The organism is Methylobacterium goesingense (genome assembly GCF_022179225.1).
Lineage (GTDB): Bacteria > Pseudomonadota > Alphaproteobacteria > Rhizobiales > Beijerinckiaceae > Methylobacterium > Methylobacterium goesingense.
In genome coordinates, this window is sequence record NZ_BPQL01000007.1 from 24,047 (window position 1) to 48,192 (window position 24,146).

Annotated in this window: 25 protein-coding genes; 10 read left to right on the forward strand and 15 right to left on the reverse strand. The window is 69.7% G+C overall.

Features of this window, described 5'->3' with window-relative positions:
* Positions 1–223: 223 nt before the first annotated feature.
* The 5 genes from ahcY to MFF30_RS01100 all read right to left on the reverse strand — a co-directional run bounded on the left by ahcY (position 224) and on the right by MFF30_RS01100 (position 4,763).
* Entirely contained in the window at positions 224–1,624 is a 1,401-nt protein-coding gene (gene ahcY / locus MFF30_RS01080) for an adenosylhomocysteinase (protein ID WP_238275457.1), read from the reverse strand.
* Positions 1,625–1,795: 171 nt separating this feature from the next.
* Entirely contained in the window at positions 1,796–3,412 is a 1,617-nt protein-coding gene (locus tag MFF30_RS01085) for an AMP-binding protein (RefSeq protein WP_238275459.1), read from the reverse strand.
* A 10-nt stretch (positions 3,413–3,422) separates the two neighbouring features.
* Positions 3,423–4,022, reverse strand: a complete 600-nt coding sequence (locus tag MFF30_RS01090; RefSeq protein WP_238275461.1) for a nitroreductase family protein — start codon at positions 4,020–4,022, stop codon at positions 3,423–3,425.
* A 204-nt stretch (positions 4,023–4,226) separates the two neighbouring features.
* Positions 4,227–4,466 (reverse strand): hypothetical protein, encoded by a 240-nt coding sequence (locus MFF30_RS01095; RefSeq protein WP_238275470.1) that lies wholly within the window; start codon positions 4,464–4,466, stop codon positions 4,227–4,229.
* Between the two features lie 69 nt (positions 4,467–4,535).
* Entirely contained in the window at positions 4,536–4,763 is a 228-nt protein-coding gene (locus tag MFF30_RS01100) for a hypothetical protein (RefSeq protein ID WP_238275472.1), read from the reverse strand.
* A 100-nt stretch (positions 4,764–4,863) separates the two neighbouring features.
* Between MFF30_RS01100 and MFF30_RS01105 the strand changes: the two genes are divergently transcribed.
* A complete protein-coding gene (locus tag MFF30_RS01105; protein WP_238275475.1) occupies positions 4,864–5,130 on the forward strand; it encodes a hypothetical protein in 267 nt (88 codons plus the stop codon).
* A gap of 4 nt (positions 5,131–5,134) precedes the next feature.
* Here MFF30_RS01105 and MFF30_RS01110 read toward each other — a convergent pair whose 3' ends face one another.
* A complete protein-coding gene (locus MFF30_RS01110; protein ID WP_238275477.1) occupies positions 5,135–5,755 on the reverse strand; it encodes a glutathione peroxidase in 621 nt (206 codons plus the stop codon).
* Positions 5,756–5,941: 186 nt separating this feature from the next.
* On the opposite strand from MFF30_RS01110, the gene MFF30_RS01115 reads away from it, so the two are divergent.
* On the forward strand, positions 5,942–6,451 hold the full coding sequence (locus tag MFF30_RS01115; RefSeq protein WP_238275480.1) for a PRC-barrel domain-containing protein: 510 nt from the start codon (positions 5,942–5,944) through the stop codon (positions 6,449–6,451).
* A gap of 161 nt (positions 6,452–6,612) precedes the next feature.
* Here the strand turns inward: MFF30_RS01115 and MFF30_RS01120 are convergent, their stop codons facing one another.
* On the reverse strand, positions 6,613–7,047 hold the full coding sequence (locus tag MFF30_RS01120; protein ID WP_238275482.1) for a response regulator: 435 nt from the start codon (positions 7,045–7,047) through the stop codon (positions 6,613–6,615).
* A 319-nt stretch (positions 7,048–7,366) separates the two neighbouring features.
* On the opposite strand from MFF30_RS01120, the gene argJ reads away from it, so the two are divergent.
* The 4 genes from argJ (at position 7,367) to MFF30_RS01140 (ending at position 11,429) form a co-directional block, all read left to right on the forward strand.
* Positions 7,367–8,617: a bifunctional glutamate N-acetyltransferase/amino-acid acetyltransferase ArgJ gene (gene argJ, locus MFF30_RS01125; RefSeq protein ID WP_238275484.1), complete on the forward strand. Its 1,251-nt coding sequence runs from the start codon at positions 7,367–7,369 to the stop codon at positions 8,615–8,617.
* Positions 8,614–9,348, forward strand: a complete 735-nt coding sequence (locus MFF30_RS01130) for an SIMPL domain-containing protein (protein ID WP_373320815.1) — start codon at positions 8,614–8,616, stop codon at positions 9,346–9,348. The genes argJ and MFF30_RS01130 overlap by 4 nt, the downstream gene beginning before the upstream one ends.
* Entirely contained in the window at positions 9,345–9,761 is a 417-nt protein-coding gene (locus MFF30_RS01135; protein WP_238275486.1) for a (deoxy)nucleoside triphosphate pyrophosphohydrolase, read from the forward strand. The genes MFF30_RS01130 and MFF30_RS01135 overlap by 4 nt, the downstream gene beginning before the upstream one ends.
* Before the next feature lie 99 nt (positions 9,762–9,860).
* Positions 9,861–11,429 carry a DUF6880 family protein gene (locus tag MFF30_RS01140; protein ID WP_238275488.1) on the forward strand — a complete coding sequence of 523 codons (1,569 nt, stop codon included), beginning with the start codon at positions 9,861–9,863 and terminating at the stop codon, positions 11,427–11,429.
* A gap of 33 nt (positions 11,430–11,462) precedes the next feature.
* Here MFF30_RS01140 and MFF30_RS01145 read toward each other — a convergent pair whose 3' ends face one another.
* Together MFF30_RS01145 and MFF30_RS01150 are read right to left on the reverse strand one after the other, a co-directional pair.
* Positions 11,463–11,822 (reverse strand): DUF427 domain-containing protein, encoded by a 360-nt coding sequence (locus tag MFF30_RS01145; RefSeq protein ID WP_238275490.1) that lies wholly within the window; start codon positions 11,820–11,822, stop codon positions 11,463–11,465.
* Positions 11,819–12,697: a methyltransferase domain-containing protein gene (locus tag MFF30_RS01150; protein WP_238275492.1), complete on the reverse strand. Its 879-nt coding sequence runs from the start codon at positions 12,695–12,697 to the stop codon at positions 11,819–11,821. The genes MFF30_RS01145 and MFF30_RS01150 overlap by 4 nt, the downstream gene beginning before the upstream one ends.
* Positions 12,698–12,837: 140 nt before the next feature.
* On the opposite strand from MFF30_RS01150, the gene MFF30_RS01155 reads away from it, so the two are divergent.
* The gene (locus tag MFF30_RS01155; RefSeq protein WP_238275494.1) at positions 12,838–13,059 is read left to right on the forward strand and encodes a hypothetical protein; all 222 of its coding nucleotides are present in this window, start codon (positions 12,838–12,840) and stop codon (positions 13,057–13,059) included.
* Positions 13,060–13,108: 49 nt separating this feature from the next.
* Positions 13,109–13,873, forward strand: coding sequence for a ComF family protein (locus MFF30_RS01160; RefSeq protein WP_238275496.1), 765 nt, complete (start codon positions 13,109–13,111; stop codon positions 13,871–13,873).
* Positions 13,874–13,946: 73 nt separating this feature from the next.
* On the opposite strand, the gene MFF30_RS01165 is transcribed toward MFF30_RS01160, so the two are convergent.
* Positions 13,947–15,203, reverse strand: a complete 1,257-nt coding sequence (locus MFF30_RS01165; protein ID WP_238275498.1) for an MFS transporter — start codon at positions 15,201–15,203, stop codon at positions 13,947–13,949.
* 283 nt (positions 15,204–15,486) lie between these two features.
* Positions 15,487–18,237, reverse strand: coding sequence for a PAS domain S-box protein (locus MFF30_RS01170; RefSeq protein WP_238275499.1), 2,751 nt, complete (start codon positions 18,235–18,237; stop codon positions 15,487–15,489).
* Between the two features lie 742 nt (positions 18,238–18,979).
* On the opposite strand from MFF30_RS01170, the gene MFF30_RS01175 reads away from it, so the two are divergent.
* Entirely contained in the window at positions 18,980–19,900 is a 921-nt protein-coding gene (locus MFF30_RS01175) for a L,D-transpeptidase (protein WP_238275501.1), read from the forward strand.
* A gap of 89 nt (positions 19,901–19,989) precedes the next feature.
* On the opposite strand, the gene MFF30_RS01180 is transcribed toward MFF30_RS01175, so the two are convergent.
* From MFF30_RS01180 to MFF30_RS01190, 3 genes are all read right to left on the reverse strand, one after another.
* A complete protein-coding gene (locus tag MFF30_RS01180) occupies positions 19,990–20,184 on the reverse strand; it encodes a hypothetical protein (protein ID WP_238275503.1) in 195 nt (64 codons plus the stop codon).
* Positions 20,185–20,338: 154 nt separating this feature from the next.
* Complete coding sequence (locus tag MFF30_RS01185) at positions 20,339–20,701, reverse strand: DUF6481 family protein (protein ID WP_283205847.1); 363 nt, start codon at positions 20,699–20,701, stop codon at positions 20,339–20,341.
* A 141-nt stretch (positions 20,702–20,842) separates the two neighbouring features.
* Positions 20,843–21,052, reverse strand: coding sequence for a cold-shock protein (locus tag MFF30_RS01190; protein ID WP_238275572.1), 210 nt, complete (start codon positions 21,050–21,052; stop codon positions 20,843–20,845).
* 346 nt (positions 21,053–21,398) lie between these two features.
* Here MFF30_RS01190 and MFF30_RS01195 point away from each other — a divergent pair, with 346 nt between their 5' ends.
* Entirely contained in the window at positions 21,399–22,442 is a 1,044-nt protein-coding gene (locus MFF30_RS01195; RefSeq protein WP_238275505.1) for an AraC family transcriptional regulator, read from the forward strand.
* Between the two features lie 186 nt (positions 22,443–22,628).
* Here the strand turns inward: MFF30_RS01195 and MFF30_RS01200 are convergent, their stop codons facing one another.
* The gene (locus MFF30_RS01200) at positions 22,629–23,717 is read right to left on the reverse strand and encodes a PAS domain-containing protein (RefSeq protein ID WP_238275514.1); all 1,089 of its coding nucleotides are present in this window, start codon (positions 23,715–23,717) and stop codon (positions 22,629–22,631) included.
* Positions 23,718–24,146 lie beyond the last annotated feature (429 nt).

A 24,146-nucleotide genomic window follows, 5' to 3' on the forward strand; every position in this document is an offset into this window, starting at 1 on the left:
GCTTAACTTTAAACCCTCCGGACGCGATCGGCCGCGAGGGGGCGCAGAAAAGCCACACTGGCCAACGGCTCGCGAGGGTCCTGGCGCGGGAGTCGGGATCCAGACAGGCCCGGATCCGGAAGATCCCGGAACGGAGTCCGGACACGAAAAAGCCCGGCACGGAGGCCGGGCTTCGATCGTCGATGGCGGTCGTGCGACGCCCCGGGAGGGGCGTCGGCCGGCCTCAGTAGCGGTAGTGGTCGGGCTTGAACGGGCCGTTCTCGGAGACGCCGATATAGGCGGCCTGGTCGGGACGGAGCTTCGAGAGCTTGACGCCGATCTTCTCGAGGTGGAGGAGCGCCACCTTCTCGTCGAGGGCCTTCGGCAGGGTGTAGACCTGCTTCTCGTACTTGCCCGGGTTGGTCCAGAGCTCGATCTGGGCCAGGGTCTGGTTGGTGAACGAGGCCGACATCACGAAGGACGGGTGGCCGGTGGCGTTGCCGAGGTTCACCAGGCGCCCCTCCGACAGGAGGATGATGCGGTGGCCGTCGGGGAAGGTGATCTCGTCCACCTGCGGCTTGATGTTCGACCAGGTGAGGTTCTTCAGGCCGGCGACCTGAATCTCGTTGTCGAAGTGGCCGATGTTGCACACGATGGCGCGGTCCTTCATCGCCCGCATGTGCTCGATGGTGATGATGTCCTTGTTGCCCGTGGCGGTGACGAAGATGTCGGCGCGCGGTGCGGCGTCTTCCATCGTCACGACCTCATAGCCTTCCATCGCGGCCTGGAGCGCGCAGATCGGATCGACCTCCGACACCAGCACGCGGCAGCCGGCGTGGCGCAGCGAAGAGGCGGAGCCCTTGCCGACGTCGCCGAAGCCCGCGACCATGGCGACCTTGCCGGCCATCATCACGTCGGTGCCGCGGCGGATGCCGTCGACCAGCGACTCGCGGCAGCCGTAGAGGTTGTCGAACTTCGACTTGGTGACGGCGTCGTTCACGTTGATGGCCGGGAAGAGCAGCTTGCCCTCCTTGGCGAGGTTGTAGAGGCGGTGCACGCCCGTGGTGGTCTCTTCCGAGACGCCCTTGATCGAATCGGCCAGACCCGCGAACCAGCCCTTCGGCTTCTCGGCGAGCTTCTTCTTGAGGAGGGCGAAGAAGATCTCCTCCTCCTCGGATTCCGGCTTGTCGAGGAAGGCGGTGTCGCCGTTCTCGGCGCGGAGACCCAGGTGCACGAACATGGTGGCATCGCCGCCATCGTCGAGGATCATGTTCGGCATGCCGCCGTCATGCCAGTCGAACAGCTTCGAGGTGTAGTCCCAGTACTCTTCGAGGGTCTCGCCCTTGATGGCGAAGACCGGGATGCCGGCGGCCGCGATGGCGGCGGCGGCGTGGTCCTGCGTCGAGTAGATGTTGCAGGAGACCCAGCGGATGTCGGCGCCGAGATGCTTGAGGGTCTCGATCAGAACGGCCGTCTGGATCGTCATGTGCAGCGAGCCGGCGATCTTCGCGCCCTTCAGGGGCTGCGACGGACCGAACTCCTCGCGGGTGGCCATCAGGCCCGGCATCTCGGTCTCGGCGATCGAGATCTCCTTGCGGCCGTAATCGGCCAGGCCGATGTCCTTGACGATGTAATCCTGGGCCATTGCGTGTTCGCTCCGTATCTCGTTGCGTGTCGGCGAGGGCTATAGCAGGGCCGCCCCCGGGAAGCAATCAAGATATAAAGATGTCTTTATGCGAAGGATTCCAGCCTGCGTCGGTCGAGCCGGACCGGCACCGCTCCCCAGGGCATGCGGCGCCAGTCCCGGAGATCGGCCTCACGTTTCGTCGCGCAATTGCCGTCGGATGATCTTGCCCGTTGTCGTCATCGGCAGGCTGTCCCGGAAGGCGATCTCGCGCGGGTACTCGTGCGCGGAGAGGCGCGTGCGCACGAAGGCCTGGATCTCGGCGGCGAGTGCGTCGGAGGCGACGTAGCCTTCGCGCAGGACTAGAAAGGCCTTGACGATCTCGGTGCGCAAGGGATCCGGCTTTCCCACGGCGGCGGCCAGCGCCACCGCCGGATGCGAACCGAGGCAATCCTCGATCTCGGTGGGGCCGATCCGGTAGGCCGCCGAGGTGATGAGGTCGTCCTCGCGCCCGACGAAGTGGATGTAGCCGTCCGCGTCGCGCCGGGCGGTGTCGCCGGTGAGCATCCAGTCGCCGGAGAACTTCTTCTCCGTCGCCTCGGGCTGATTCCAGTAGCGCAGGAACATCACCGGGTCGGGTCGCGCGACGGCGATCTCGCCGGGCTCGTCGATGCCGGCCTCGGTGCCGTCGGCGCGCAGGATCGCGACGCGATGCCCGGGCACCGGGCGCCCCGTGGAGCCGGCCCGCGCCACCCCGGCCGCCGTGCAGGCGGCCAGCACGAGGTTGCACTCGGTCTGGCCGTAGGCCTCGCCGATGGTCAGCCCGAGTACGCGGCGCGCCCAGTCGAAGGTCTCGGGGCCCAGCGCCTCGCCGGCGGAGGCGATGTTGCGCAGGCCCGCCAGATCGAAGCGTCCGCGCGGGTCGGAGACGCCGCGCAGCATCCGGAGGGCCGTGGGTGGCAGGAACGCGGTGGTGATCGCCCGCTCCGCGATGAGCCGGAACGCCGCCTCGGGCTCGAACCGGAAACCAGGGCAGGCCACCACCGGCACGCCGAGATGCAGGCTCGGCAAGGTCGCGTTGAGGAGGCCGCCGGCCCAGGCCCAGTCCGAGGGCGTCCACATCCGGTCGCCGGGCCGAGGCGGGAAGTCGTGCATCATGAGGAAGCCGGGCAAGTGCCCGAGCAGCACCCGGTGCGCGTGCAGCGCGCCCTTGGCCGGCCCGGTGGTGCCGGAGGTGTAGATCATCAAGGCCGGATCGTCGGCCCGGGTGTCGACGGCGCTGAAGCCCTCCGGGGCATCGGCCATCAGGGCCTCGGCATCGACCGCCCCGTCGCAGGCGCCGTCCGTGCGGATGACGAGGGCGAGGTCGGGCAGGTCGGCCCGGATGGCTTCGAGCTTCTCGAACCCCGCCGCGTCGGTGACGAGCACCCGCGCGCCGGCATCCTTCAGCCGGTAGCGCAGGGCATCGGGCCCGAACAGGCCGGCGAGCGGTAGGGCGATCGCCCCGAGCTTGTAGGCGGCGCAATGGGCGACCACCACGGCGGCCGATTGCGGGAGCAGCACACCGATCCGGTCGCCGGGGCCGATGCCGCGCGCCCGCAGGCCCGCCGCGAAGCGGTCGGAGCGCGCGCGCAACTGTCCGAATGTCGTCTCCGTGACCGTCGCGCCCACCACCTCCTGGATCGCGACGCGGTCGGGCGCGCGCGCGGCCCAGCGGTCGCAGACATCGACGCCGATGTTGTAGCGCTCGGGGATGTCCCAGGTGAAACCGGAGACGAGCCCGGCATAGTCGGCGGCAGGCTTCAGCACGGCGGCGGACTCAGGCCTCTCGGGCCTTGAAGGCGCCCGCGAACGCGAAGTCCGTGATCGGCCGGCGCCCGTTCGGCACTTCCTTGGCGCGCTGCTCCTCGGTGAGGTCGGCGGGGTCCGCCGCGCGCCCGACCGCGTAGGCGGCCTCGACCTGGTGGTCCGCCGGCACGTTGAGCAGCGAGACGGCGCGCTCCTTGTCGAAGCCGCCCATGCCGTGCACGTGCCAGCCCTGGCGGATCGCCTGGAGCTGGAAATTGGCGGACGCGGCGCCGGTATCCAGGGAGTGGCTCGCCGAGGGCTTCAGGCCGTCGCCGGTCTTCATCAGCTTGCTGGAGACGAGGATGACCAGGGCACCGGCGCCCTCCGCCCATTTGCGGTTCCCCGGCACCAGCAGATCGAGGAACGGCAGCCAGTCGGGCGTGTCGCGCACGGCGTAGACGAAGCGCCAGGGCTGGGAATTGTATGAAGACGGCGCCCAGCGCGCGGCCTCGAACATACGCAGCAGTTCCGATTCCGGAACTGCCTCGCCGGTGAAGGCGCGGGGGGACCAGCGCTCGATGAAGAGCGGGTCGATGGCGTGGTCGGGCCGGCGCGGATTCTGGGTGGTCAAGTAGAAGCTCCTGGGCGAGGTTCGCGGGACACGGCACCGTTTCCCCGGCCCGTCATCCGCCAGCGAAGGCCGTACCCCTCTCGGGGTATGCCGCGCGATCGCCCAGCCATGCACGAGGTTGTGCCGGCGAGGCAATCGGCCATTCGACCCAGGCCATTCAGCCCGATGGACGGCGATCCGGACGGCGAACCGCCCGGCGGCCGCTCAATCGACGACCTTGGCGGTCGGGCGATCGTTGCCCTGGGCCGTCTCGTCGTGCCATGCGCCCTTGCCGTCCTGGTAGCGGATCGGCTCGGTGGAGCCCGGAACCTGCTGCTCGGCCGCCGCCGCCTGCGCGGCCTGGAGGGCCTCGTCGTGGCTCGGGAACGTCTCGGAGAAGACGTCGTCGACCTTGTAGGCGTAGCCGCCGTCGTGCTCGACGATGCGATAGGTGACCTCGGTCATGGTGCCGTCCTTCACTCAGAGCTTGAACCTGTGGGAGGGCGAACCCGGCGCGGTTCGGGAGGTTCCCGCTCAATGCCGCGTCGGCGGGGCCCAGGCGAGGTTGGCGACGGCCGCCTCGCAACCCGCGACCAGCGATCCGCGCACGTCCCCGGGATCGTAGCCCGGCCCGTCGGGGAAGCCGACCACGTGCACCGTCGGGCTGCCCTCCTGGCGAATCCGGGCGAGCCAGCCCTCAGGCGCGCGCTCGAAGGCGACCTCATAAGCGGCGCCCGCTTGCTCGAAACGATGAGGTTCCATGATCCGTCTCCCGGGCGCTCGCTGCGGCGCCTCGCCGGATGTGGGGCGTTGGGGTATCGGAGCGAAAGCCCCGTCCCGTCGATCCCCGCGCAGGAACCGCATGCCACCGAACCGCCCCACCCGTCCCATTCCGAGCGCCTTCGTCCTCGGCCCCTTCGCCTTCGGCCTCTTCGCCTCGAGTCTATTGGCAGTCGGTCCGGCCCGCGCGGAGTTCAGCCTTTTCGGCAGCGCCGAGCGCACGCCCGCCAATCCGTTCGCGTCGAACTACGCCTCGCCGCCGGTGCGCGGTTCGGCCGAGCGTCCCCGCCGCGTCCGGCGGAACGCGCCGGCCGAGGCGCCGAGGCCGCCGCGCGACATTTCCCGCTGAGGTCTCAGCCGGCGGGAAGCGCGTTGGCGATGGCGGTGACGATGCGCGGGTCGTTGGGCTCGACGGAGGAGGGATAGGCCCCGAGCAGGCTGCCGTCCCGGTCCACGAGGTACTTGTGGAAGTTCCAGTTCGGCGTGCTGCCGGGCTTCTCGGCGGCGGCCCAGCGGTAGAACGGATGGGCCGCCGGCCCGCGCACGTGGGTCTTGGCCGTGACCGGGAAGGTGACGCCGTGATTCTTGCGCGCGGCCTCCGCGATGGCGACCCCGTCGAGGGGCTCCTGGTTACCGAAATCGGGCGACGGGACCGCGATGACGGTGAGGCCCCGGTCGCCGAAGCGGGTCCAGAGGCCCTGGAGTCCGGAGAACTGCCCGGCATAGCCGCAGGCCGTGGCGGTGTTCACGATGAGAATGGGCCGGCCCGCATAGGCGTCCAGCGGCAGGGTGCCGCCCTCGGGTCGCTCGAAGGCGAAGGCCCCCGCGCGCATCTCGCCCGCGCGCGCCCCGGGAATGCCCCAGGCGACGGCCCCGCCGAGCAGCGCGAGGGCGTGGCGCCGCCCGATGGGATGCGCCGGTCGCCCGGACAGGCTGGCGGACGGCGTGACCTCCGAGATCAGGATCTTCGACATGGCGCGGCTCCCGTCAGGCGCGGGGAAACGCTCCACCGTCCTGTCCGGGGGAACTTAACGTCCCCGCGTCGTTCGTCCATCGGGGCCGGCGATTTGGCGGGAACCTTTCGGGAAGGCCTGAGCTTGAGCGTGTGCCATCTTGGACCCGGCACTTATTCGGGTCCGACCTTCGGAAAGACTTCGCCCATGCGCAGCCTGTTGCTCGGAACGACCCTTCTCGTCGCGAGCGCCACCCTCGCCCTTGCCCAGGCACCGGAGACGCCGGCCCCGGGCTCCAACGCCTCCACCCCGGTCCCGGCCGCGCCGGCCACCCTCGCCAACGACCTGCGTCCTACTTTCGTGGCGCAGAACAAGAGCGACATGGTCACCTCGAAGCTGGTGGGCCTGACCATCCAGAACGGCGCCAGCGAGACCATCGGCGAGATCGCCGACGTGGTGCTGGACGAGAAGATGACGGTGAAGTCCTGGGTGGTCGGCGTCGGCGGCTTCCTCGGCATCGGCACCAAGTACGTTGCCATCGACCCGAGCGCCCTCCGGCTGGCGCGCGTCGACGACACCACCCTCAAGGCGACGATCGATACCAACAAGGACCAGCTCCGCGCCGCGCCGGAATACGTCTATCTCGGCAAGGCGAAGCCGAACGCGGACGCCAAACCGGCGGACCCGAAGCCGGCGGACGCAACCAAGGCGCAGTAGCGGCTTCGCCCGGGAAACGGGCGCTTCACGACGGCGGGGCACGCGGGCGGCCGGCAAGCCGGTCCCCCGGGTGTCGGATACGGTTGTGCGAAGCGCCGCCCGGGGCGGCGGAGATCGGCCCCGCCGGGGTCGCGGAACGGTGACGTGTCCGGGTGGAGCGATCAGCTCGCGCTGCGCAGAGCGTCCCAAACCGTTGAAGCGACATGATCGATGCGCCGCACGGCGAGGAGGCCGGCGCGCGCGTGCCGGGGCAGGTCGCCGTCGAACAGCGTGTCGATCGGGTCGGACGCGTCCTCGTCCGGCTGGAGACCGAGGTCGCTCGCGAAGACGATGCGCAGGTCCGGCCGCAGGGCGCGGGCTTCCTGAGCCAGCTTCAGGCAGCACAGCTTGCCCTGAAGGCTCACATCCGTGACGAGGACGTCCACCGGCAGGCCGAGGGCCAGCACGGTCATGGCATCGACGCCGCAATCGACCGTGGTGGCGGCAAAGCCGGCCCGGCGGATCTGGGACGAGACTTCATCGCGCCAATGCTTCTGGCGCCCGGCGATGAGAACCTGGACGCCGTAAGCGCCACAGGGCGAGGTCGGTAGTTCCATCGTCGAGACATCCCTCTCGCGCCCGAACATCCGTGCCGAAGACCTTTCGTCGACTGTGCGTCGCAGCATGCTATGTCACGTCCGCCGACACAGACAAGCCCCCGCATGCAAGCGCGTGCACGGGCCTCGGGCGGCGATGGTGCCAGGGCGGCCCGCGATCCAGCCGCGCGATCCCGGCACCGGAGGCGGTCGCGGGGACATTGCCGTGATGTGACAGCCACATGACGGGCGCCCCGGTTGACGCAAGGGCGCCGCGCGGGGCAACACCGCCCTCGCCGCGCATGCCAAGCAGCGGCGGACAGCCGGAGTCGTGAAGCCCATGTCATCCGCCAAGAGCCCGCCGGTCTCGCCGCTCGCCCCGCAAAGCCAGCCCGACCTGCCCCCGATTCGCGGCGTCGGCCTCGCCACCGCGCAGGCCGGCATCCGCTATTCCGGCCGCACCGACGTGCTCTACGTGGCGCTGGCCGAGGGCACGCAGGCGGCGGGCGTGTTCACCCGCTCGAAATGCCCCTCCGCCCCGGTGGACTGGTGCCGCGAAGCCCTCGGCAGCGCGGGTGCCCGCGCCCTCGTGGTCAATTCGGGCAACGCCAACGCCTTCACGGGCCTGCGCGGGCGCGAGGCCGTGGCGCTGACGGCCGAGATCGCCGCCGAGGCCGCGGCGTGCCGCCCGCAGGACATCTTCATCGCCTCGACGGGCGTGATCGGCGAACCCCTCGACGCCAGCAAATTCCGGGGCGTGCTGGCCGATTGCGCCGGGCGGACCGAGGACGGCGCCTCGGCTTGGGCCGCGGCCGCCCAGGCGATCATGACCACCGACACCTTCCCCAAGCTCGCGACGCGCCGGACCGCCATCGACGGGACGACCGTGACGCTGAACGGCATCGCCAAGGGCGCGGGCATGATCGCCCCCGACATGGCGACCATGCTGAGCTTCGTCTTCACCGACGCCGCCCTGCCCCAGGACGTGCTGCAGGCGCTGCTCGCCGCCGGCACGGCCACGAGCTTCAACTGCGTGACGGTGGACGGCGACACCTCCACCTCCGACACGCTGATGCTGTTCGCCACGGGCGCGGCCGGCAACGCCGCGGTCTCGGCCGCCGACGACCCACGCCTGTCGGATTTCCGCGCCGCGCTGGACGAGCTCCTCGTCGAGCTGGCGCAGCTCGTCGCCAAGGATGGCGAGGGCGCGCGCAAGTTCGTCACCGTGCGGGTCACGGGCGCGACCAGCGACGCCTCGGCCCATCGCATCGCCATGTCCATCGCCAACTCGCCCCTGGTGAAGACCGCCATCGCGGGCGAGGACGCGAATTGGGGCCGGGTGGTGATGGCGGTGGGCAAGGCCGGCGAGCCTGCCGACCGCGACCGCCTGGCGATCTGGTTCGGCGACGTGCGCGTGGCCCGCGAGGGCGCCCGCGATCCCGATTACAGCGAGGCGGCGGCGAGCGCAGTGATGCGGGAATCGGACGTGACCGTGCGGGTCGATCTCGGCCTCGGCGACGGCGCCGCACGCGTCTGGACCTGCGACCTGACCAAACTCTACATCGAGATCAACGGGGATTACCGCTCGTGAGGCGCGTAAGGTTAGCCCCTCTCATCGCCCTGGCGCTGCTCGGCTCCGTCGGTGCGGCTCGCGCCGAGGAGAAGCCGGGAGCGGACGAGGGGCGGATCCTTGTCGTCGGCCGCGCCCGCGCCGAGGTGGTGCCGGACTTCGCCTCGGTCGAGATCGGCGTCGAGGCCAGGGGTGCGAGCCCGGCCGCGGCCCTCGACGGCGCCAGCGCCGCCGCCAAGGCGATCCTGGCCCTGGCCGGGGAGTTCAAGGTGCCGGAGGCGGATCTCCGCACCTCCGCCGTCACGCTCCAGCCGGTCACCCGTTCGACCCGTCAGGCGGACGGATCCTTCGCCGAGAAGCCGGACGGCTACCGGGCCAGCAACACGGTGCGGCTGCGCCTCGCCGACATGGCACGCCTCGGCGAACTGATGCGCCGGGCCCTCGACGGCGGCGCGAATCGCATCGACGGCGTCGGCTTCGGCCTGCGCGATCCCGAGGCAGCCGAGGCCGCCATGCGCAGCGCGGCGATGAAGGACGCGCGCGCACAGGCCGAGCGCTTGGCCGAGGCGGCGGGCGTCACCCTCGGGCGGGTGGTGTCGATCCAGTCGCCGGCCTCGGCCAGCGCCCCGCCGATGGCCCTCGCGGCGCCCGCGCCGATGCGTGCCAAGCGCGGTGGCGCGCCGGTGCCCTTGGCGGCCGGCACCATCGAGACCGGCGCCGACGTCGCGGCGACCTTCGCGATCGCCCCGTGAGCGCCCCCCTGCGCATCCTCCTGGTCGTCGCGGTCGCGCTGGTGGATACCGACGGGCGCGTCCTCCTGGCCCAGCGCCCGCCGGGCAAGCAGCTCGCCGGATTGTGGGAGTTCCCCGGCGGCAAGGTCGATCCCGGCGAGCGGCCGGAGGAGACCCTGATCCGGGAGCTCTCCGAGGAACTCGGCATCGCCGTGAAGCAGGATTGCCTCGCGCCGCTCACCTTCGCGAGCCACGCCTATCCGGACTTCCACCTGCTGATGCCACTCTACGTCTGCCGGCGCTGGGAGGGCCTGCCGCGCTCCATGGAAGGCCAGGCGCTGAAATGGGTGCGCCCGCGCGACCTCAAGGACCAGCCGATGCCGCCGGCTGATGCACCACTGATCCCGTTCCTGCTCGACCTCCTCGGCCCCTGATCCGGTTGCAATCGTATCCGCCCACACCCGCGATCCCCTTGGATTCGCGCGGCGTTTGTGCATCGCTGGCCGGTGGGCCGTGTCGGGGGAGAGCGGAACATGGGGCGCAAGGCCGCGGTGACCTCAGAAATCACCGCCGAGGAACGCGATGACGCGGACGTCGACGGACCGTCCACCGACGAGCCGGCCGTGGCGGACGCGGCAGCCAAGCCGGCCAAGCCGAAGCGCGCATCCCGAAAGACCACGCCGAGCCATGAGACGCTGACCAAGCTCGGGATCGAGCGCCTGATCACCCTCGTGCTCACCGAGGCATCGCACAACCCCAACTTCAAGAAGGTGGTGACGGCGGCGGTGGCGGCCCTCCAGGGGCCGGACGCGGTCGCGGCCCTGATCGACCGGCGCCTCACCGCCCTCGAGCGCGCCAGCGGCTACATCGACTGGATGAAGCAGCGCGCCTTCGCTCTCGACCTCGACGCGATGCTCACCACGGTGGTGGGCGAACTCGCCGCCCTCGCCCCCGACGCCGCCCTGGACAGGCTGATCCGCTTCCTCGGCGGGGCCGGAGACGTGCTGGGACGGGCCGAGGATTCGAGCGGCCGCATCCACGGCGTGTATGAGCGAGCGGCCGATGCCGCCGCCGCGCTCATCGTCGATCTGGACGACGCGAAGGCCACCGCGATGGCCGTGCGCCTCGTGACCCGGCTCGAGACCGACGGGTACGGGCTGATCGAGGGTCTGATGCACGGCCTCATCCCGCGCCTGCCCGAGGCCGCCCTCGTCCCCCTCGACGACGCGCTCGCCCAGGCGACGCCGCCGGCCCCCGCCAGCGGCACGAAGGAGCGGGACTGGCTGACGGAGGCGGAGCGCAGCCGCCTCATGCGGCTGCGCCAGTCCATCGCGGACCGCACCGGCGACGTCGATGCTTTCATCGCCCTTGAGACCGGCCGCGCGCCGGAGCCGCCCGATCACGTCCAGATCGCGGAGCGCCTGCTCGCCGCCGGCCGGGCTCGGGAGGCGCTCAAATGGGTCCGCCGTCCGCAGAAGCGCGGCACCACCATCGTCACGCGGGAGCAATTGCTCACGGGGCGGTTCGACACCTCCGTCCCGGAGCGGGTGAAGATCGCCCTGGAGGTCCGCATCCACGACGCCCTCGGTGATACCGAGGCCGCGCAGGACCTGCGCTGGCGGACCTTCGAGAACAGTCTCGACCGGGAGATGCTGCGCGCCTATCTCGCCAAGCTGCCCGACTTCGAGGACGACGAGGCCCTGCCGCGCGCCTTCGCCGTCGCCGAAGCGCATCCCGACCCGTACGGCGCCCTCGCCTTCTTCACGCACTGGCCGGACCCCGTCCGGGCGGCACGGATCGTGGCGCGGTATCGTGGCACCTGGGACGGCTGGCGCTACGAAGTCCTGGCCCCCGCCGCCGAGGCCCTGGAAGATCGCGAGCCGTTGGCCGCCACCGAACTGTATCGCATCCTCATCGACAACATCCTGGAGCACGCCTACTCGGGGGCCTACGGCCACGCCGCCCGCTACCTCGTCACCCTGGACGACCTCGCGGACGCCATCGCGCCGGGCGCCATCAGCCCCGACCCGAACCACTACCGCGACGACCTGCGCCGCCGGCACGGCCGCAAGGCCGCCTTCTGGTCTCAGGTCCGGGCCTGATCGCGCCCGGCCCGCCGGATTCCTCCTGATGCCTCAGGTCGCCACGATCGGGTCGATCTTGTCCGGGTAGAAGGCGAGGTGTCCCGCGATGGCTTCGACGGCCGGATAAGGGGCCTCGTAGCTCCAGACCGCGTCGGTGGCGTTGGCGTCCGGCGTCGTCAGGCTGAAGTAGGCGGCGTCGCCCTTGTAGGGGCAGTGGCTGCGCCGGGTGCTCGGGGCAAAGTGCGCCCAGCGCGCATCCGCCCGGGGAATGTAGAACACCGGCGGATAATTCGCTTCGCGGAGGACCAGGGCGGCGTCGGTCTCGGCCAGGAGCGTGCCCGCGAGGGTGACGCGGACGCGCCCGGGATACGGCGCGATGTCGATGGGGTGATCCGGTCCAGGCTGTCTCATGAGTTCGGTCCTTCGGGTTTCCGCTCGGTGGTGCCCAGCGCGTCGGCGAGGCGCGCCTGCGCGGTGCCGGGCTTCAGGGGCTTCTGCTGGCTCTCGTGCGGGGCCCAACCCGAGAGCCACAGGATCTCGAAACTGGCGCGCAGGCGCCCGTCCGGATCGGAGAAGCGCTCGGCGTAGAGGGTGGCGGCACGCATCAGGGTCGCCCGGCGCAAGGGAGTACGCCGCCGCTCGGTGAGGACGTTGGTGAGGCCCATTGCGCGCAGGTCGCGCATCAGGGCGAACGGATCGGGGTAGCGCACGGTCACCGTCTCCACGTCGGTCACCGGCAGGGCGAAGCCCGCGCGCTGGAGCAGGCTTCCCATTTCGCGCACCTCGGCGAAGGGTGCGACGCGCGGGCTGATCCCGCCCTCGCACTCGCTCTCGGCCTGCCCGAGGACCTGCCGCAGTTCCGTGAGGGTGCGTCCACCCAGCAGGCACCCGATGAACAACCCGTCCGGGCGCAGCGCGCGGCGCAGTTGCGCCAGGGTCCCCGGCAGGTCGTTGACGTGCTGGAGGGCCAGGAGCGAGACCGCCAGGTCGAGGCTCTGGGCCCGCAGCGGCAACGCTTCGGGATCGGCCAGGACGGTGCCGCGCTCAAGAACCGAGGAGAGGCGCAGAACCTGATCCGCGCGCCCGCTCGCACGAAGGTGATCGGCGGCCAGGGGCATCGGCGTGGCGAGATCGAGGGCGGTCGGAAAGGTCCGCAGTACGGCGCCGAGTCGGTCGTCGAGATCCTCCACCACCCGCCGAAGCAGAAAATCCGCGTACCCGGCCCGGCGGGCGCGGGCGAGGCGTCTACGGGCGAGGCCCGTATCGAACAGCGGCGGCGGCGTCATCTGGGAAGACATGCGAGATGATGGGAAGACATGCGGGATGACATGGCGCGCCCGGACGTGTGGCGCCAGCACCCGGAACGCGAAACCGGCTCCGATTGTTGAGGGCCTACGATTCGACAGCGAATCCGGAGATCAAAGCCATGAAAGCCATTCTGTTCGGCACGGCCCTCACCGTCGCGGGCCTTTCCCTCGCTGCAACCGGCGCGGAAGCAAAGGGCTGCATCAAGGGCGCGGTCGTGGGCGGCCTCGCGGGTCACGTCGCAGGGCACGGCGTGCTCGGCGCGGCGGCGGGCTGCGCCGTCGGACGCCACCAGGCCAACAAGCGCGATCGCCAGGAGAATCAGGCGCAGCCGGCGCGCTGAGGCACAGATCCGGTCGTCTCCACGCGGTGCGGAGAGTAGGGTTGCCGACATGGCCCCTGCCTCCCGCACCGCCTTCGCCGGACTTCGCCGTCTCTGGGGCGGCGCACTGTCCCTGGTCTATCCACCCACCTGCGCCGGCTGCGGCGGGGCCATCGCCGTTCCCCACGGCCTGTGCGCCGCCTGCTGGTCGGGCCTGCGGCTGATCGAGCGGCCCTATTGCCAGCGGCTCGGGCTCCCCTTCGCCGTCGATCACGGCACCGGGCCGCTCCTCTCGCCGCGCGCTATCGCCGATCCACCGGTCTTCGATCGGGCCCGGGCGGTCACCCTCTACGAGGGCGGCGCCCGCGACCTCGTCCACCGCCTGAAATACGAGGATCGCCTCGATCTCGCCCCCGTGCTGGCGCGGATGATGGCGGGCGCCGGATCGGAGCTCCTGCGCGAGGCCGATTGCCTCGTGCCCGTCCCCCTTCACCGCTTCCGCCTGTGGCGGCGGCGCTTCAACCAGGCGGCGCTCCTCGCCGAGCGCGTCGGGCGTCTCGCGCAGCGGCCGAGCGAACCCGGATACCTCGCGCGCGTGAAGGCGACGCGCTCGCAGGTCGGCTTGAGCCGCGTCGCCCGCGCCACGAACCTCCAGGGCGCGTTCCGGGTCCCGGAGGCCGCGCGGGCCGCGCTGCAGGGGCGCCGCATCCTGCTCGTCGACGACGTCATGACCACGGGGGCGACCGCGAACGCCGCGTCGCGGGTCCTCCTGCGCGCCGGCGCAGCGTCCGTCGACGTCCTCGCCTTCGCTCTGGTCTCGGGGGAGGTCGGCTGAGGGACGCCCGAACGGAAACGGGGACCCGAAGGTCCCCGTCCGTACCGTCTGCTTTCGAAGATCCCGCCCGTCCTCAGGCTGTCACGGGGCCGAGGGGGGCCGCATGACCCGGTTCGGATGCTGCCGGCGTCAGCACCTTGCCGCGCGGACCGACCCAGGTGCCCACCCACTTGCGCTGCCAGACCAGCAGGCAGCCCAGCACCACCGCCGCGAAGACCGCGTAGCCGACGAAGCCGTAGGCGAACGAGCCGGTATACTGCTTCGACAGGCCCATGACGTTCGGCAGGATGGCGCCGCCGAGGGCGCCGACCTCTCCGATCATCGAGCCGGCGACCGCGGTGTTGGCCGGCCAGCGCAGGGGCACGAGCTGGAACAGGGCGCCGTTACCGGCACCCAGCGCCGCGAAGCAGAGCATGAACAGGGCCGTGGTCAGCGCGAGGGAGGGCGTCGCGGTCAGGAGCAGGAACGAGCCCACGGCGGCCAGCAGCACCACCGACAGCACCAGGATGCCACCCATGCGGTCGGCGAAGTAGCCGCCGACGACGCGGATGCCGGAGCCCATCAGGGCGGCCAGCATGGTGAGGCGCCCGGCCTCCACCTTCGTCACGCTGAACTGCTCGTAGAAGAAGGTCGGCAGGAAGTTGGACAGGCCGATGAAGCCCCCGAAGGTGATGATGTAGATGAGGTTGAACGCCCAGCCGTCCTTCTGGAACAGGCAGGAGACATGCTCCTTGAAGGACTGGTGCTCCGCGTCCGGCGGCTCCTTGGCAAAGACGATCATGACGATGAGGGGGATCGCCATGACGCAGCCGGCAAAGCCGTAGACGGATTGCCAGCCGTAGACCTGAGCCAGGGGCGGGGCGAAGAGCACGGCCAGCACCGTGCCGGAATTTCCGGCGCCGGCGATGCCCATCGCCAGCCCCTTGTGCTCCTTGGGAAACCAGCCCGAGCCGAGCGACAGGGCGACGCCGAAGGAGGCACCCGCGATCCCGAGCAGCACGCCCATGGCGAGCACCTCGTCGTAGGTGTTCACGTAGAAGAAACCGTAGGCCATCGCGAGCATGATGATGGTCATCTCGGTGATGGCGGCGTTCTTGCGCCCGATATACTGGGCGAGCACACCGAGCGGGAAGCGCATGATCGCGCCCGCCAGGATCGGCAGCGAGATCATGAACCCGGTCTGGGCCGGGGTCAGCTTGTAAGTCTCGGTGATGAACGGGCCCATCGCGCCGTTGAGCACCCAGATCGCGAAGCAGAAATCGAAGTAGAGGAACGCGGCGAACAAGGTCGGGGGGTGACCGGATTTCATCACGGTCTTGAAACTGGCCATGGAGTGCGTCTCGAGGTTCGCGGCCGCGTGGCGGCCGCTCTTGCCAAGGGATCCGGACTCACGCCGTCCGCCTGCGGAGCGCCGTTGCTCCGCCCGCCGCCACGGGGCGACGCAGGACCATCAGCATCGAACGTGCCAGTTGCGGCGCCCTCCGCTCTTTGGGCCATCGATGCCCGTGCTGCCCATCCGGGATGCTGGTCCGTGCCGCGCGACGCGGCATTGCCCATTCGTTAGGCCTGCGGCCCGATCGCTCGGATCGGGCCTGAACTGACCCTTGCGGCTTTCAGGTGTCGGACTGGAAGGCGGCGAGCGGCGCGGCGATGGTGCAGGTGACGCCGTCCGGCGGGAAGGCCAGGGCGATGGTTCCGCCGACCTGACCCGCGAGACCGCGCTCGATGAAGCGGGAGCCGAAGCCCTTGCGCGCCGGCTTGATCACCGGCGGTCCGCCGACCTCCCTCCAGGAGAACACGAGGTGCGCCTCGTCGGCGTCCGGGCGGACCGACCAGCGGATGACGACGTGGCCGTCCTCGCGCGAGAGCGCCCCGTACTTGGCGGCGTTGGTAGCGAGTTCGTGCAGCATCAGCGCCAGGGAGAGAGCGGGCTTCGCGCCGATCTCGAGGTCGGGACCGTCGAGGTGGAAGCGTCCGCTGCGATCCTCGTGCAGCTTCAGGGCGCCGCGCACCACGGGGCCGATCAAGGTGCTGCCCAACGCCCCCCCCATCAGGAGGTCGTGGGCCTGGCCCAGCGCAATGAGGCGGCCGGCCAGTACCTCCTTGGCGGTGTCGACGTCGACGGCCGAGCGCATGGTCTGGGTGGCGATCGACTGCACCATCGCCAACAAGTTCTTCATCCGGTGGCTGAGTTCGCGGTTGAGGAGTTCCTGCTGCTCCTCCGCCCGCAGGCGCGCCACGGCGGCGCGGGTGCGGTCGACCACGTTGCGCACGAAGTCGAGGATGTCGGGGGTCCAGTTGCGCCGCTTCGCATCGTGCAGGCAGAGGACCGCCACGAGATGCCCGCGCTCCATCAGCGGGAGGTTGATCACGGTGCGCACATCGAGGGCACGAAAGCCCCGGGCCTGCGGGGCGGTGCGCGGATCGGCCTCGACATCGTCGACGATGACCGCCCGCCCCTGCCGAAGCTCCGGCAGGTAGCTGCCGTAATCCGCGTAGCGATGCCGGCCGGCGATGCTGGTCACGCCCGGCAGCGTCCAGTCGCGGGCGATGTCGAGGTAGCGGCCCGTCTTGTCGAGGGTTCCGTAAGCGGCTCGGGTCAACCCCAGGGTGCGGCCCGCGATCTCGGCGCCCGCGTAGGCCATCTCGGTGGGATCGTGCAACGCGCCCAGGCGCTCGCCGAGCTCCACCAAGGCGGCCTGGCGCTCCTCCGAGCGCTTGCGCTCGGTGATGTCCACCGAGGCGCCCGGAAACCGCAGCGGCGTGCCGTCGGGCGCACGCACGAGGCGCCCGCGGGCGATCACCCAGCGGTGCGAGCCGTCCGGCTGCACGATCCGGTACTCGCAGGCGAACTCCTCGGCTCCGGCGAAGAGACGGTCGAGTTCCGCCTGGAACATCGCCACATCGTCCGGGTGGAAGTTGCGGGTATAGTCCGCCAGCGGCGCGCCGAGGGCCGCCCGCTCAGGATCGACGGTGTAGATCCGGGCGAAGTTGGCGTCCGCGTAGACGACGTTCTCGCGCAAATCCCAGTCCCAGGTCCCGATCATGCCGGAAGCGCCGAGGGCGAGGCCGAGGCGCTCCTCGCTCCGGCGCAGGCGCGCGCTGGCCGCTTTGCTCTCGGTGACGTCCGCCACCGTCAGGACCGCGCCCTGGACGATGCCCGCCTCGATGATCGGGGCGTTGGTGGTGATCACGTCGATGGGCGTGCCGTCCCGCCGAAAGAACGTGGTCGCCCGCTCGCGTAGGGGTTCGCCCGTCCGCAAGGACCGGACGACTTCGCAGTCCGAACTCGGGAAGGGGCGTCCGTCGGCGTGGTGATGGTGCGCGACGTCGTGCAGGTTCTGCCCGATCAGCTCCCCCTCCCCCCAGCCCAGCATGGCTTCCGCCGCCGGGTTGGAGAAGGTGATGATGTCGTCCCGGGTGAGGCGGAAGACCGATTCGCTGAGGTGATCCGTGACGGTCTGGAGCAGGGCCGTCTGTTTCTCGAGAGCCTCCTCGGCCCGGTGCTGAACCGTACGGTCCCGCAGGATCTTGAGGTAGCCGATATGGGCCTCGCTCCCGTCCCTGAGGGGCATCATCTCGCCCTGGGCCCAGAAACGGGTTCCATCCTTGCGCTGGTGCCAGCGTTCGTCGTTGGCCCGGCCCATGGCGCGGGCCGTGCTCATCTCGCGCTCGAGGATACCGCTCGCCCGGTCGGCCTCGATGAAGAACAGGTCGGCGGAACGGCCGACAATCTCGGCCTCGGCCCAGCCCAGGAGGCGCTCGGCGCCGACGTTCCAGCTCGTGATCAGGCCCGCGAGATCCATGGCGATGATGCCGTAATCGATCGCACTCTCGATGATCGCCGCGTTGCGCCGGTCGGATTCCTGCCGTTCCTTGAGGGCGCGACGCAGGTCGAGCTCCGTCATCACCTGCCGCGCCAGGGTCCGAAGCGTGAAGGCCTGCACCGGGGTGAGATCGCGCGGGCGGGTATCGAGGACGCAGAGCGTTCCGATCGCTTCGCCCTCTGGCGTTCGCAGGGGCATGCCGGCGTAGAAGCGGACGTGCGGCTCCCCTGTCACGAGGGGATTGTCCGCCGTACGCGCATCCTGCGTGGTGTCGCGGATGACGAAGAGGTCGTCCCCCTGGATCGCGTGCGCGCAGATCGACTCGCTCAAGGTCGTCTCGGAGCGCCCGAATCCGATGCGCGCCTTGAACCATTGGCGATCCACATCCACGAGTGAGACGAGCGACACCGGCATCTCGAGGAGCATCGCGGCGAGTCGGACGACGTCGTCGAACGCGGCCTCGGGAGCGGTATCGAGAATGCCGTAGCGCGCCAACACCGCGCGCCGCGGATCGATCTCGTCGCCGATCGTACTCAATCACCCCTCCGGGCGCACGCGCGTCGGCCTCGCGGCCAAAGGCAGAGCCTCGCTCCCTGTACGCGGTCGACCGCAATTGTCCTAACGCCAGGCGGCACGCGGACCCGCCTCTACGGCGTCGACCCTGCGGGGGCTGCGCTCAGATCGGCGCCCTTCATCGGCAGATCGTGACGTTTCGCACGACCCAGCCCTCACCCGGCTGCCACAGCTTGCGGCGGCTGCGCTGGCAAGCCGCCGGCTCCGGCTCGCTGGAGGTCCAAGTCGTTTCGGGCGCGACGGGCTCGGGGGGACGCGCGCTGGGACTGCGGCCCGCCAGAGCCTCGCCCGGCGCAAGCGCTAGCAGAAGCAGCGCCGCCAGCAGGGGACGACGCGAGCGGGAGTGGGGACGCGGAGGGACCGGCACGGGTCGCGTTCCATTTCTGGGGGTGGGTGCCCCTGTTCGGGCACGGCTCCTATGTTGGTAAGGCCGGCGTTTTTACAATCGCTTGCTGAGCGGATCGGCGTGCCGTCCCGCACGTTTTCGGCGTCATGGTGAAAACCGGGCTGCCGAAGCCGGACAGGATCTCGGAAAGTCTCCGGTCCTGGAAGTCTCCGGCAAGGTTGTGCCCCTCATGCATCGCACGGGATCTTTGGTGCCCATGCAATGCTGCCCAGTCGTCAACCGACGTGACGCGCGGGGATTGGCTTGCTAGGCCCGGAGCCACGGTACCCACATTCACGACGACTGCTCGAGCGACCCCTCATGCCTCAAACGACCCGCCGCACGCTTCTCACCGGGGCGACGACGAGCCTCGCGCTCCTCACGCCGATCGGGTCCGCCTTCGGCCAGGGCCGCGGGCTCTTCAACGACGGCATCGATGGCGACCTGCCCTACGACGACGAGCGCCTCTACCGCGACGAGGCGGGCCGGCTCTATCGCCGGCGGGGCGGCCAGTACGTGCCCTATTCCGAGCGTGGGGCCGACCGCGATCCGGACCGCATGAGCCAGCGCGGCCGGGCGCCGGTCGCGGACGATCCGGATGCCGACCTCTACGCGCCCCGGCAGGTCCCGCCGGCCTCGCCCCAGCAGGCGGCCCCGGCCAAGCCGGTCGACAACGGTCCCATCGATTACAACCGCGCCTACGCGGCGATCACCGACGAGCCCTTCCCGGTCTATGCCTTCAACTGGCGGAAGGCGAACCCGTCGTTCCTGCGCCAGGAGATCGCCTATACGGGCTCGGAGCCCCCGGGCACGATCGTGGTCGACCCGCGGGCGCACCATCTCATCCTGGTTCAGCCGAACGGCCGGGCGCGGCGCTACGGCGTCGGCGTCGGCAAGCAGGGCTTCTCTTGGTCGGGCGCCTCGACGGTCAACTCGAAGCAGATGTGGCCCGACTGGTACCCGCCGAAGGAGATGATCGCCCGCACGCCGAAGCTGGCGAAGTCGGTCTCGCAGCTGCAGAGCGGCCTCGGCGTTCCCGGCGGCTCGCGCAACCCGCTGGGCGCCCGGGCCCACTACCTCTGGCAGGGCAACAAGGACACGCTCTACCGCATCCACGGCACCCTGGAGCCGGATTCGATCGGCAAGAGCGTGTCGTCGGGCTGCATCCGGATGATCAACCAGGACGTCATCGACCTCTATGGTCGCGTCGAGATCGGCAGCCGCGTGGTCGTGCTGACCTGACAAAACGCAAATCGCCGGCAGCGATCGGGATCGCTGCCGGCGAAAAGCTGCGCCGAGGACCGTCGGGCCCCCTTCGTTCGTCGCGTGCCTCAGACTTCGGTGATCTCGCCCTCGCGCACGGCCCGCTCACTGGAGCCGGACTTGATCCGGTAGAACGGCTCACCGGTCTGGTCCTCGGGCACGAGGCGGACGATCTCGAAGACGTCGGAGACGTCGGCCTTGCTGGCGGCGTAGCCGATTTGGGCACGGCGCACGCGCTGGCCGAGCTTGAACTTGTGGGACATGGTGCGTGGCTCCGTGATCGGAGGCCGGGCGCAGGTCACGCCACGGCGGGAGGCCGGATCGATCCGGCCCTGTGAGAACGTCCGCCCCGCATCGGAGGCGAATGCGGACAGGCAGGAAGACGAGGCCGCCGGAGCGGCCGAGCCCCTGGCCTGATCAGCGGCGAGCCTTGGCCTTGCGGGCGGCATAGCGCGCATCGCGCTGGGCCTTCTGCTCCAGGCGCGCGGCGGCAGCCTGAGCGATCTTCTCCTCGGCGGCGCGGGCCTCCTCGGCGGCGAAACGCTCGCGCTCGGCCTCGGCCTCGGCTGCCCGCTGGGCTTCCGCTTCGATCCGGGCCTGTTCGCGGGCGGCGACGCGGATCTCCCGCTCCCGCGCGATCTGGGCACGCTCCGCCTTGCGGGCGACCACGACCGGATCATCAGCCGGCGGGCGGTCGCGGAAGCGCGCCAGCGCGGCGGCGCGAGCCTCCGTGGCAGCCTTGAGGCGGTCGGTCATCGAGTTCGGGTTGAATTGGCTCACACAGGATCCTGTGATGCGGGAGGCCGCGTGGCGGGCGCGCTCCCCTGGAGATTGAGGCTGAGAACACAAGTGAGCCGCCTCCCTTCCGGGAAGCGGCTCTTGTAAAAGCCGGACTCCGCGTAAGCGCGGAGACCTGCCGGATCAAACGGTCTGGAGGCTGCCGGCGGACTGCTTGCCGCTGCGCTTGTCGGTTTCCATCTCGTAGGAGACCTTCTGCCCTTCGGCGAGGCCACGCAGACCGGCGCGCTCGACAGCCGAGATGTGCACGAACACGTCGTTGCCGCCGTTATCCGGCTGGATGAAACCGAAACCCTTTGTCTCGTTGAACCACTTAACAGTACCGACAGCCATCATATTCCTTCGCCCTTGCGGGCTTATTTCCCGGAGGTCCACGCGATCGTGCGCGGCCGTCTCCGTCATCGATCCGAGGAAAAACATTTCCTGCCCAATTTCTGATCGAAATCGCGCTGAAAAAGAACTTTCGCTGGATTGATGGCGGAGGTGTACGCGCTTTCCCCTGATTAAGCAAACCGATTATTGAATCAGCATTTTGCGTGATGCGTCCGCACCATGCCGGATGGACATGGCTCGTCCTCCTCGGGCGACGAACCTTCCCTGCGCGAACATCCTTCTGGAACGAATGCGGCGCCCTGATATTAGATGAGCCGAACCGGCTCAGATCGATGGGGTCCAACCCTTGCCCGCGACCTCAGAGGATCACCAGGGCGGCGCCTTTCCCCTGCGACGCGTGACGTTTTCCAGCCGGGACTACCCGTCGGAGGACGCAGCCAGCGTCTATCAGCTTCTGTTCGCGAGCTCGGCGCTCGTCACGCCGCTGCACACGCCCTTCCACGTGGAAATCACGAGCCTCTGGTCGGAGCACATGCGTTTCCACTTCATGGAAGGCGTGCCGTTCGTCTTCCACCGTCCGGCGCAAAAGATCGGCTACGACGGCCTCGACGCCATCGTGGTGCAGCATGTGGAGACGGGAGCGATTATCGGCCAATTCGACGGCCGCGAGGTGCGGGCGGATGCGGGATCGCTCTACATCATCGACTTCTCCCGTCCGGTAATCGTCTGGGACACCACCGCCCTGCCGCTCCAGAAGCGCAACTTCGTCGGCCTGCCGCGGGCCTTCGCCGAGCGCTGGCTCGGCCCCCTCGATCGGCTGCACGGCTTCGTCGTCCCGCCAGAGATCGCCGGCGCCTGCACGGACCACCTCCTGCGGCTGCGCGAGCGCCTGCCCCACCAAGGCACCCTCGACGTCGCGACCCTCACCACCACGGCGACGCTGTTGGCCCGGGCCATCACCCAGGCTTCGGGCCACGGCACCTCGCGCTCCGACCCGGCGCTGCTGTTCCGGAAAGCCTGCCTCTACATCGACACCGCCCTCGGCAACCCGGATCTCGGCGCCGCCGAGATCGCCCGCGCCATCGGCACGTCGCGGACCCGCCTCTTCGCGGCGTTCCAGGGCGTCGGCGGGGTCGAGCGCCACATCCGCGCCGCCCGCCTGCAGCGGGTCCGGGCCGCCCTCGGCGAACCAGCACAGGCGCATCCGATCGCGGTCCTCGCGGACGCCTTCGGGTTTCGCAGCGCGGGCCAGCTCAGCCGGATGTTCCGACAGCATTACGGCGTGACGCCGACCCAGGTCCGCGCGGATGCCGACCCGGGCGGGGTCCGGCGCCGCGGGGACGGGAACGGGTGTGCGACCTGCGAGAATGGAGACCGGCTCGCGCCGTGATGCCGTGGCGCCTCGGTGCCGCGCGGGTTTCATGCGTGGTTCGCCAAAGGATACGATCGCGGCGAGCAGTGGAGGCCTTTGATGGCGAAGGCGGCACGAGAGCCGCATGCCCCCCCCACACATCGCCTCGTAGATACCCGAACGAGCGACGGGGCCCCCTGTCGATCGCGTCGGGACCCCTTACCCTCACGCCTCGCGGACGCCCGGCTTTTTGCCTGCCTCGAAGGTGAACTCGACACCGGCCAGTTCAAAGGCGCGACGCACGGCCATGACGGTGTCGTGCCGGGGCTGGATGGCCGAGGACGGATCTTCCAGCCGGTTCAGGGTCGAGACGGAGACGTTGGCGAGCTTGGCCAGCTCGTCCTTCGACAGGCCGAGCAGGCCGCGTGCGGCCCGCACCTGCCCCGGGGTCAGACCGGACTCCACCGGGTCCGTAGCGTCCTTCGCCTGCACGGGTGATTCCGGCGACGCCCCGATGCCGGAGCTGCCGAAGCGGGTCCGACCCGGAACGTTGAGGCAAACGCCAATCCACTCGCGCACCGAGCCGTCCTTGTTCAGCACCGGCGCCCCGCGCGAATTGAACCAGCGGTAGATCCCGTCCGCGCACAGGATGCGATAGTCGGTGTTGTAGGTCGCCATATGCTCCACGGCCGTGATCCAGGCCGCGTGCGTCCGCGGGCGGTCCTCGGGGTGGATCGCGTCCATCCAGCCGAGGCCCTGCATCTCGTCGAAGCTCTGTCCGGTCAGGGTCATCCACTGGGTCATGTCGGACGGCTCGCCGTTGGCCTGGGTGATCCAGAGCACCGCGGCCGTCGCCGTGATCAGCGCATTGAGGCGGTCGTGCCGCTGCATCATGGCGTTCGTGGCCTCGTGGTGGGCCGTCACGTCGAACACCACCCCCATGCCCTGGTTCGGTTGACCGTCCTGCCCGATGATCACCTCGGCGTGGTGCAGGATCCAACGCTGGGTCCGGTCCGGGCGGATGATGCGAAACTCGCGATTGATGGGCTGACCGCTCCGCAACACCGCGATCTGGTCCGCATGGGCCGGCTTGTCCTCGGGGTGGATCATGTCCAGGCCGAATCCGAAGGTCACGCCGGAGGCCGGGTCCAACCCCAGGATGCGGTAGAGGCCCGGCGATGCGTCCAGACGCTCGGTGCGCAGGTCCGCCGACCAGAACCCGACCTTGCCCGTATCCTCGACGAGCTTGAGGAAGTGGCGGGACGAGAACGCGCGGAGAACTCCGTCGCCTTCCGGTGGCTTCTGCGGACGCATCAGGGCTCGTGTGGGCATCCGACTCTCTAAGGGGACCGCCGGCTCTTATTTTGAGCTTTTATCTGCCATCAAAAGGCTGAGCACTATCCAAATGGCACCAATCGCTTCAAATTTGCGCGATCGTTCCACGGAGGCACCCGCCGCGGCCCCGAATGACATCGGTGCATTCGCTGATGAATCATTGGCCGGCGGTTCGGGATGTCGCCGACGCATCCGTCTTCACGGCCAATCCTGGCCCGAGGTGTCGATGAAGCAGGGGCTCGTTGGCAATAATTCCGATGCCAAATCACGCTAATTCTGGATGATCAAGGTCGATCCGCGCGGCGGTTTGGCGACGGTCGTCCGCCGGACCTTCAGAAAACCAAACTGTGGACCAGGCTCATCAAACTTTTCAGGACCGCAAGGATGGTCATCCGATAGCCAAATGAA

What these genes read in the sequence shown, in the direction of transcription:
- ahcY (WP_238275457.1), bottom strand. Translation starts at nt 1,624, where the DNA reads ATGGCCCAGGATTACATCGTCAAGGACATCGGCCTGGCCGATTACGGC.
- MFF30_RS01095 (WP_238275470.1), bottom strand. Translation starts at nt 4,466, where the DNA reads ATGACCGAGGTCACCTATCGCATCGTCGAGCACGACGGCGGCTACGCC.
- MFF30_RS01100 (WP_238275472.1), bottom strand. Translation starts at nt 4,763, where the DNA reads ATGGAACCTCATCGTTTCGAGCAAGCGGGCGCCGCTTATGAGGTCGCC.
- MFF30_RS01105 (WP_238275475.1), top strand. Translation starts at nt 4,864, where the DNA reads ATGCCACCGAACCGCCCCACCCGTCCCATTCCGAGCGCCTTCGTCCTC.
- MFF30_RS01110 (WP_238275477.1), bottom strand. Translation starts at nt 5,755, where the DNA reads ATGTCGAAGATCCTGATCTCGGAGGTCACGCCGTCCGCCAGCCTGTCC.
- MFF30_RS01115 (WP_238275480.1), top strand. Translation starts at nt 5,942, where the DNA reads ATGCGCAGCCTGTTGCTCGGAACGACCCTTCTCGTCGCGAGCGCCACC.
- MFF30_RS01120 (WP_238275482.1), bottom strand. Translation starts at nt 7,047, where the DNA reads ATGGAACTACCGACCTCGCCCTGTGGCGCTTACGGCGTCCAGGTTCTC.
- argJ (WP_238275484.1), top strand. Translation starts at nt 7,367, where the DNA reads ATGTCATCCGCCAAGAGCCCGCCGGTCTCGCCGCTCGCCCCGCAAAGC.
- MFF30_RS01140 (WP_238275488.1), top strand. Translation starts at nt 9,861, where the DNA reads ATGGGGCGCAAGGCCGCGGTGACCTCAGAAATCACCGCCGAGGAACGC.
- MFF30_RS01145 (WP_238275490.1), bottom strand. Translation starts at nt 11,822, where the DNA reads ATGAGACAGCCTGGACCGGATCACCCCATCGACATCGCGCCGTATCCC.
- MFF30_RS01150 (WP_238275492.1), bottom strand. Translation starts at nt 12,697, where the DNA reads ATGACGCCGCCGCCGCTGTTCGATACGGGCCTCGCCCGTAGACGCCTC.
- MFF30_RS01155 (WP_238275494.1), top strand. Translation starts at nt 12,838, where the DNA reads ATGAAAGCCATTCTGTTCGGCACGGCCCTCACCGTCGCGGGCCTTTCC.
- MFF30_RS01160 (WP_238275496.1), top strand. Translation starts at nt 13,109, where the DNA reads ATGGCCCCTGCCTCCCGCACCGCCTTCGCCGGACTTCGCCGTCTCTGG.
- MFF30_RS01165 (WP_238275498.1), bottom strand. Translation starts at nt 15,203, where the DNA reads ATGGCCAGTTTCAAGACCGTGATGAAATCCGGTCACCCCCCGACCTTG.
- MFF30_RS01175 (WP_238275501.1), top strand. Translation starts at nt 18,980, where the DNA reads ATGCCTCAAACGACCCGCCGCACGCTTCTCACCGGGGCGACGACGAGC.
- MFF30_RS01180 (WP_238275503.1), bottom strand. Translation starts at nt 20,184, where the DNA reads ATGTCCCACAAGTTCAAGCTCGGCCAGCGCGTGCGCCGTGCCCAAATC.
- MFF30_RS01190 (WP_238275572.1), bottom strand. Translation starts at nt 21,052, where the DNA reads ATGGCTGTCGGTACTGTTAAGTGGTTCAACGAGACAAAGGGTTTCGGT.
- MFF30_RS01200 (WP_238275514.1), bottom strand. Translation starts at nt 23,717, where the DNA reads ATGCGTCCGCAGAAGCCACCGGAAGGCGACGGAGTTCTCCGCGCGTTC.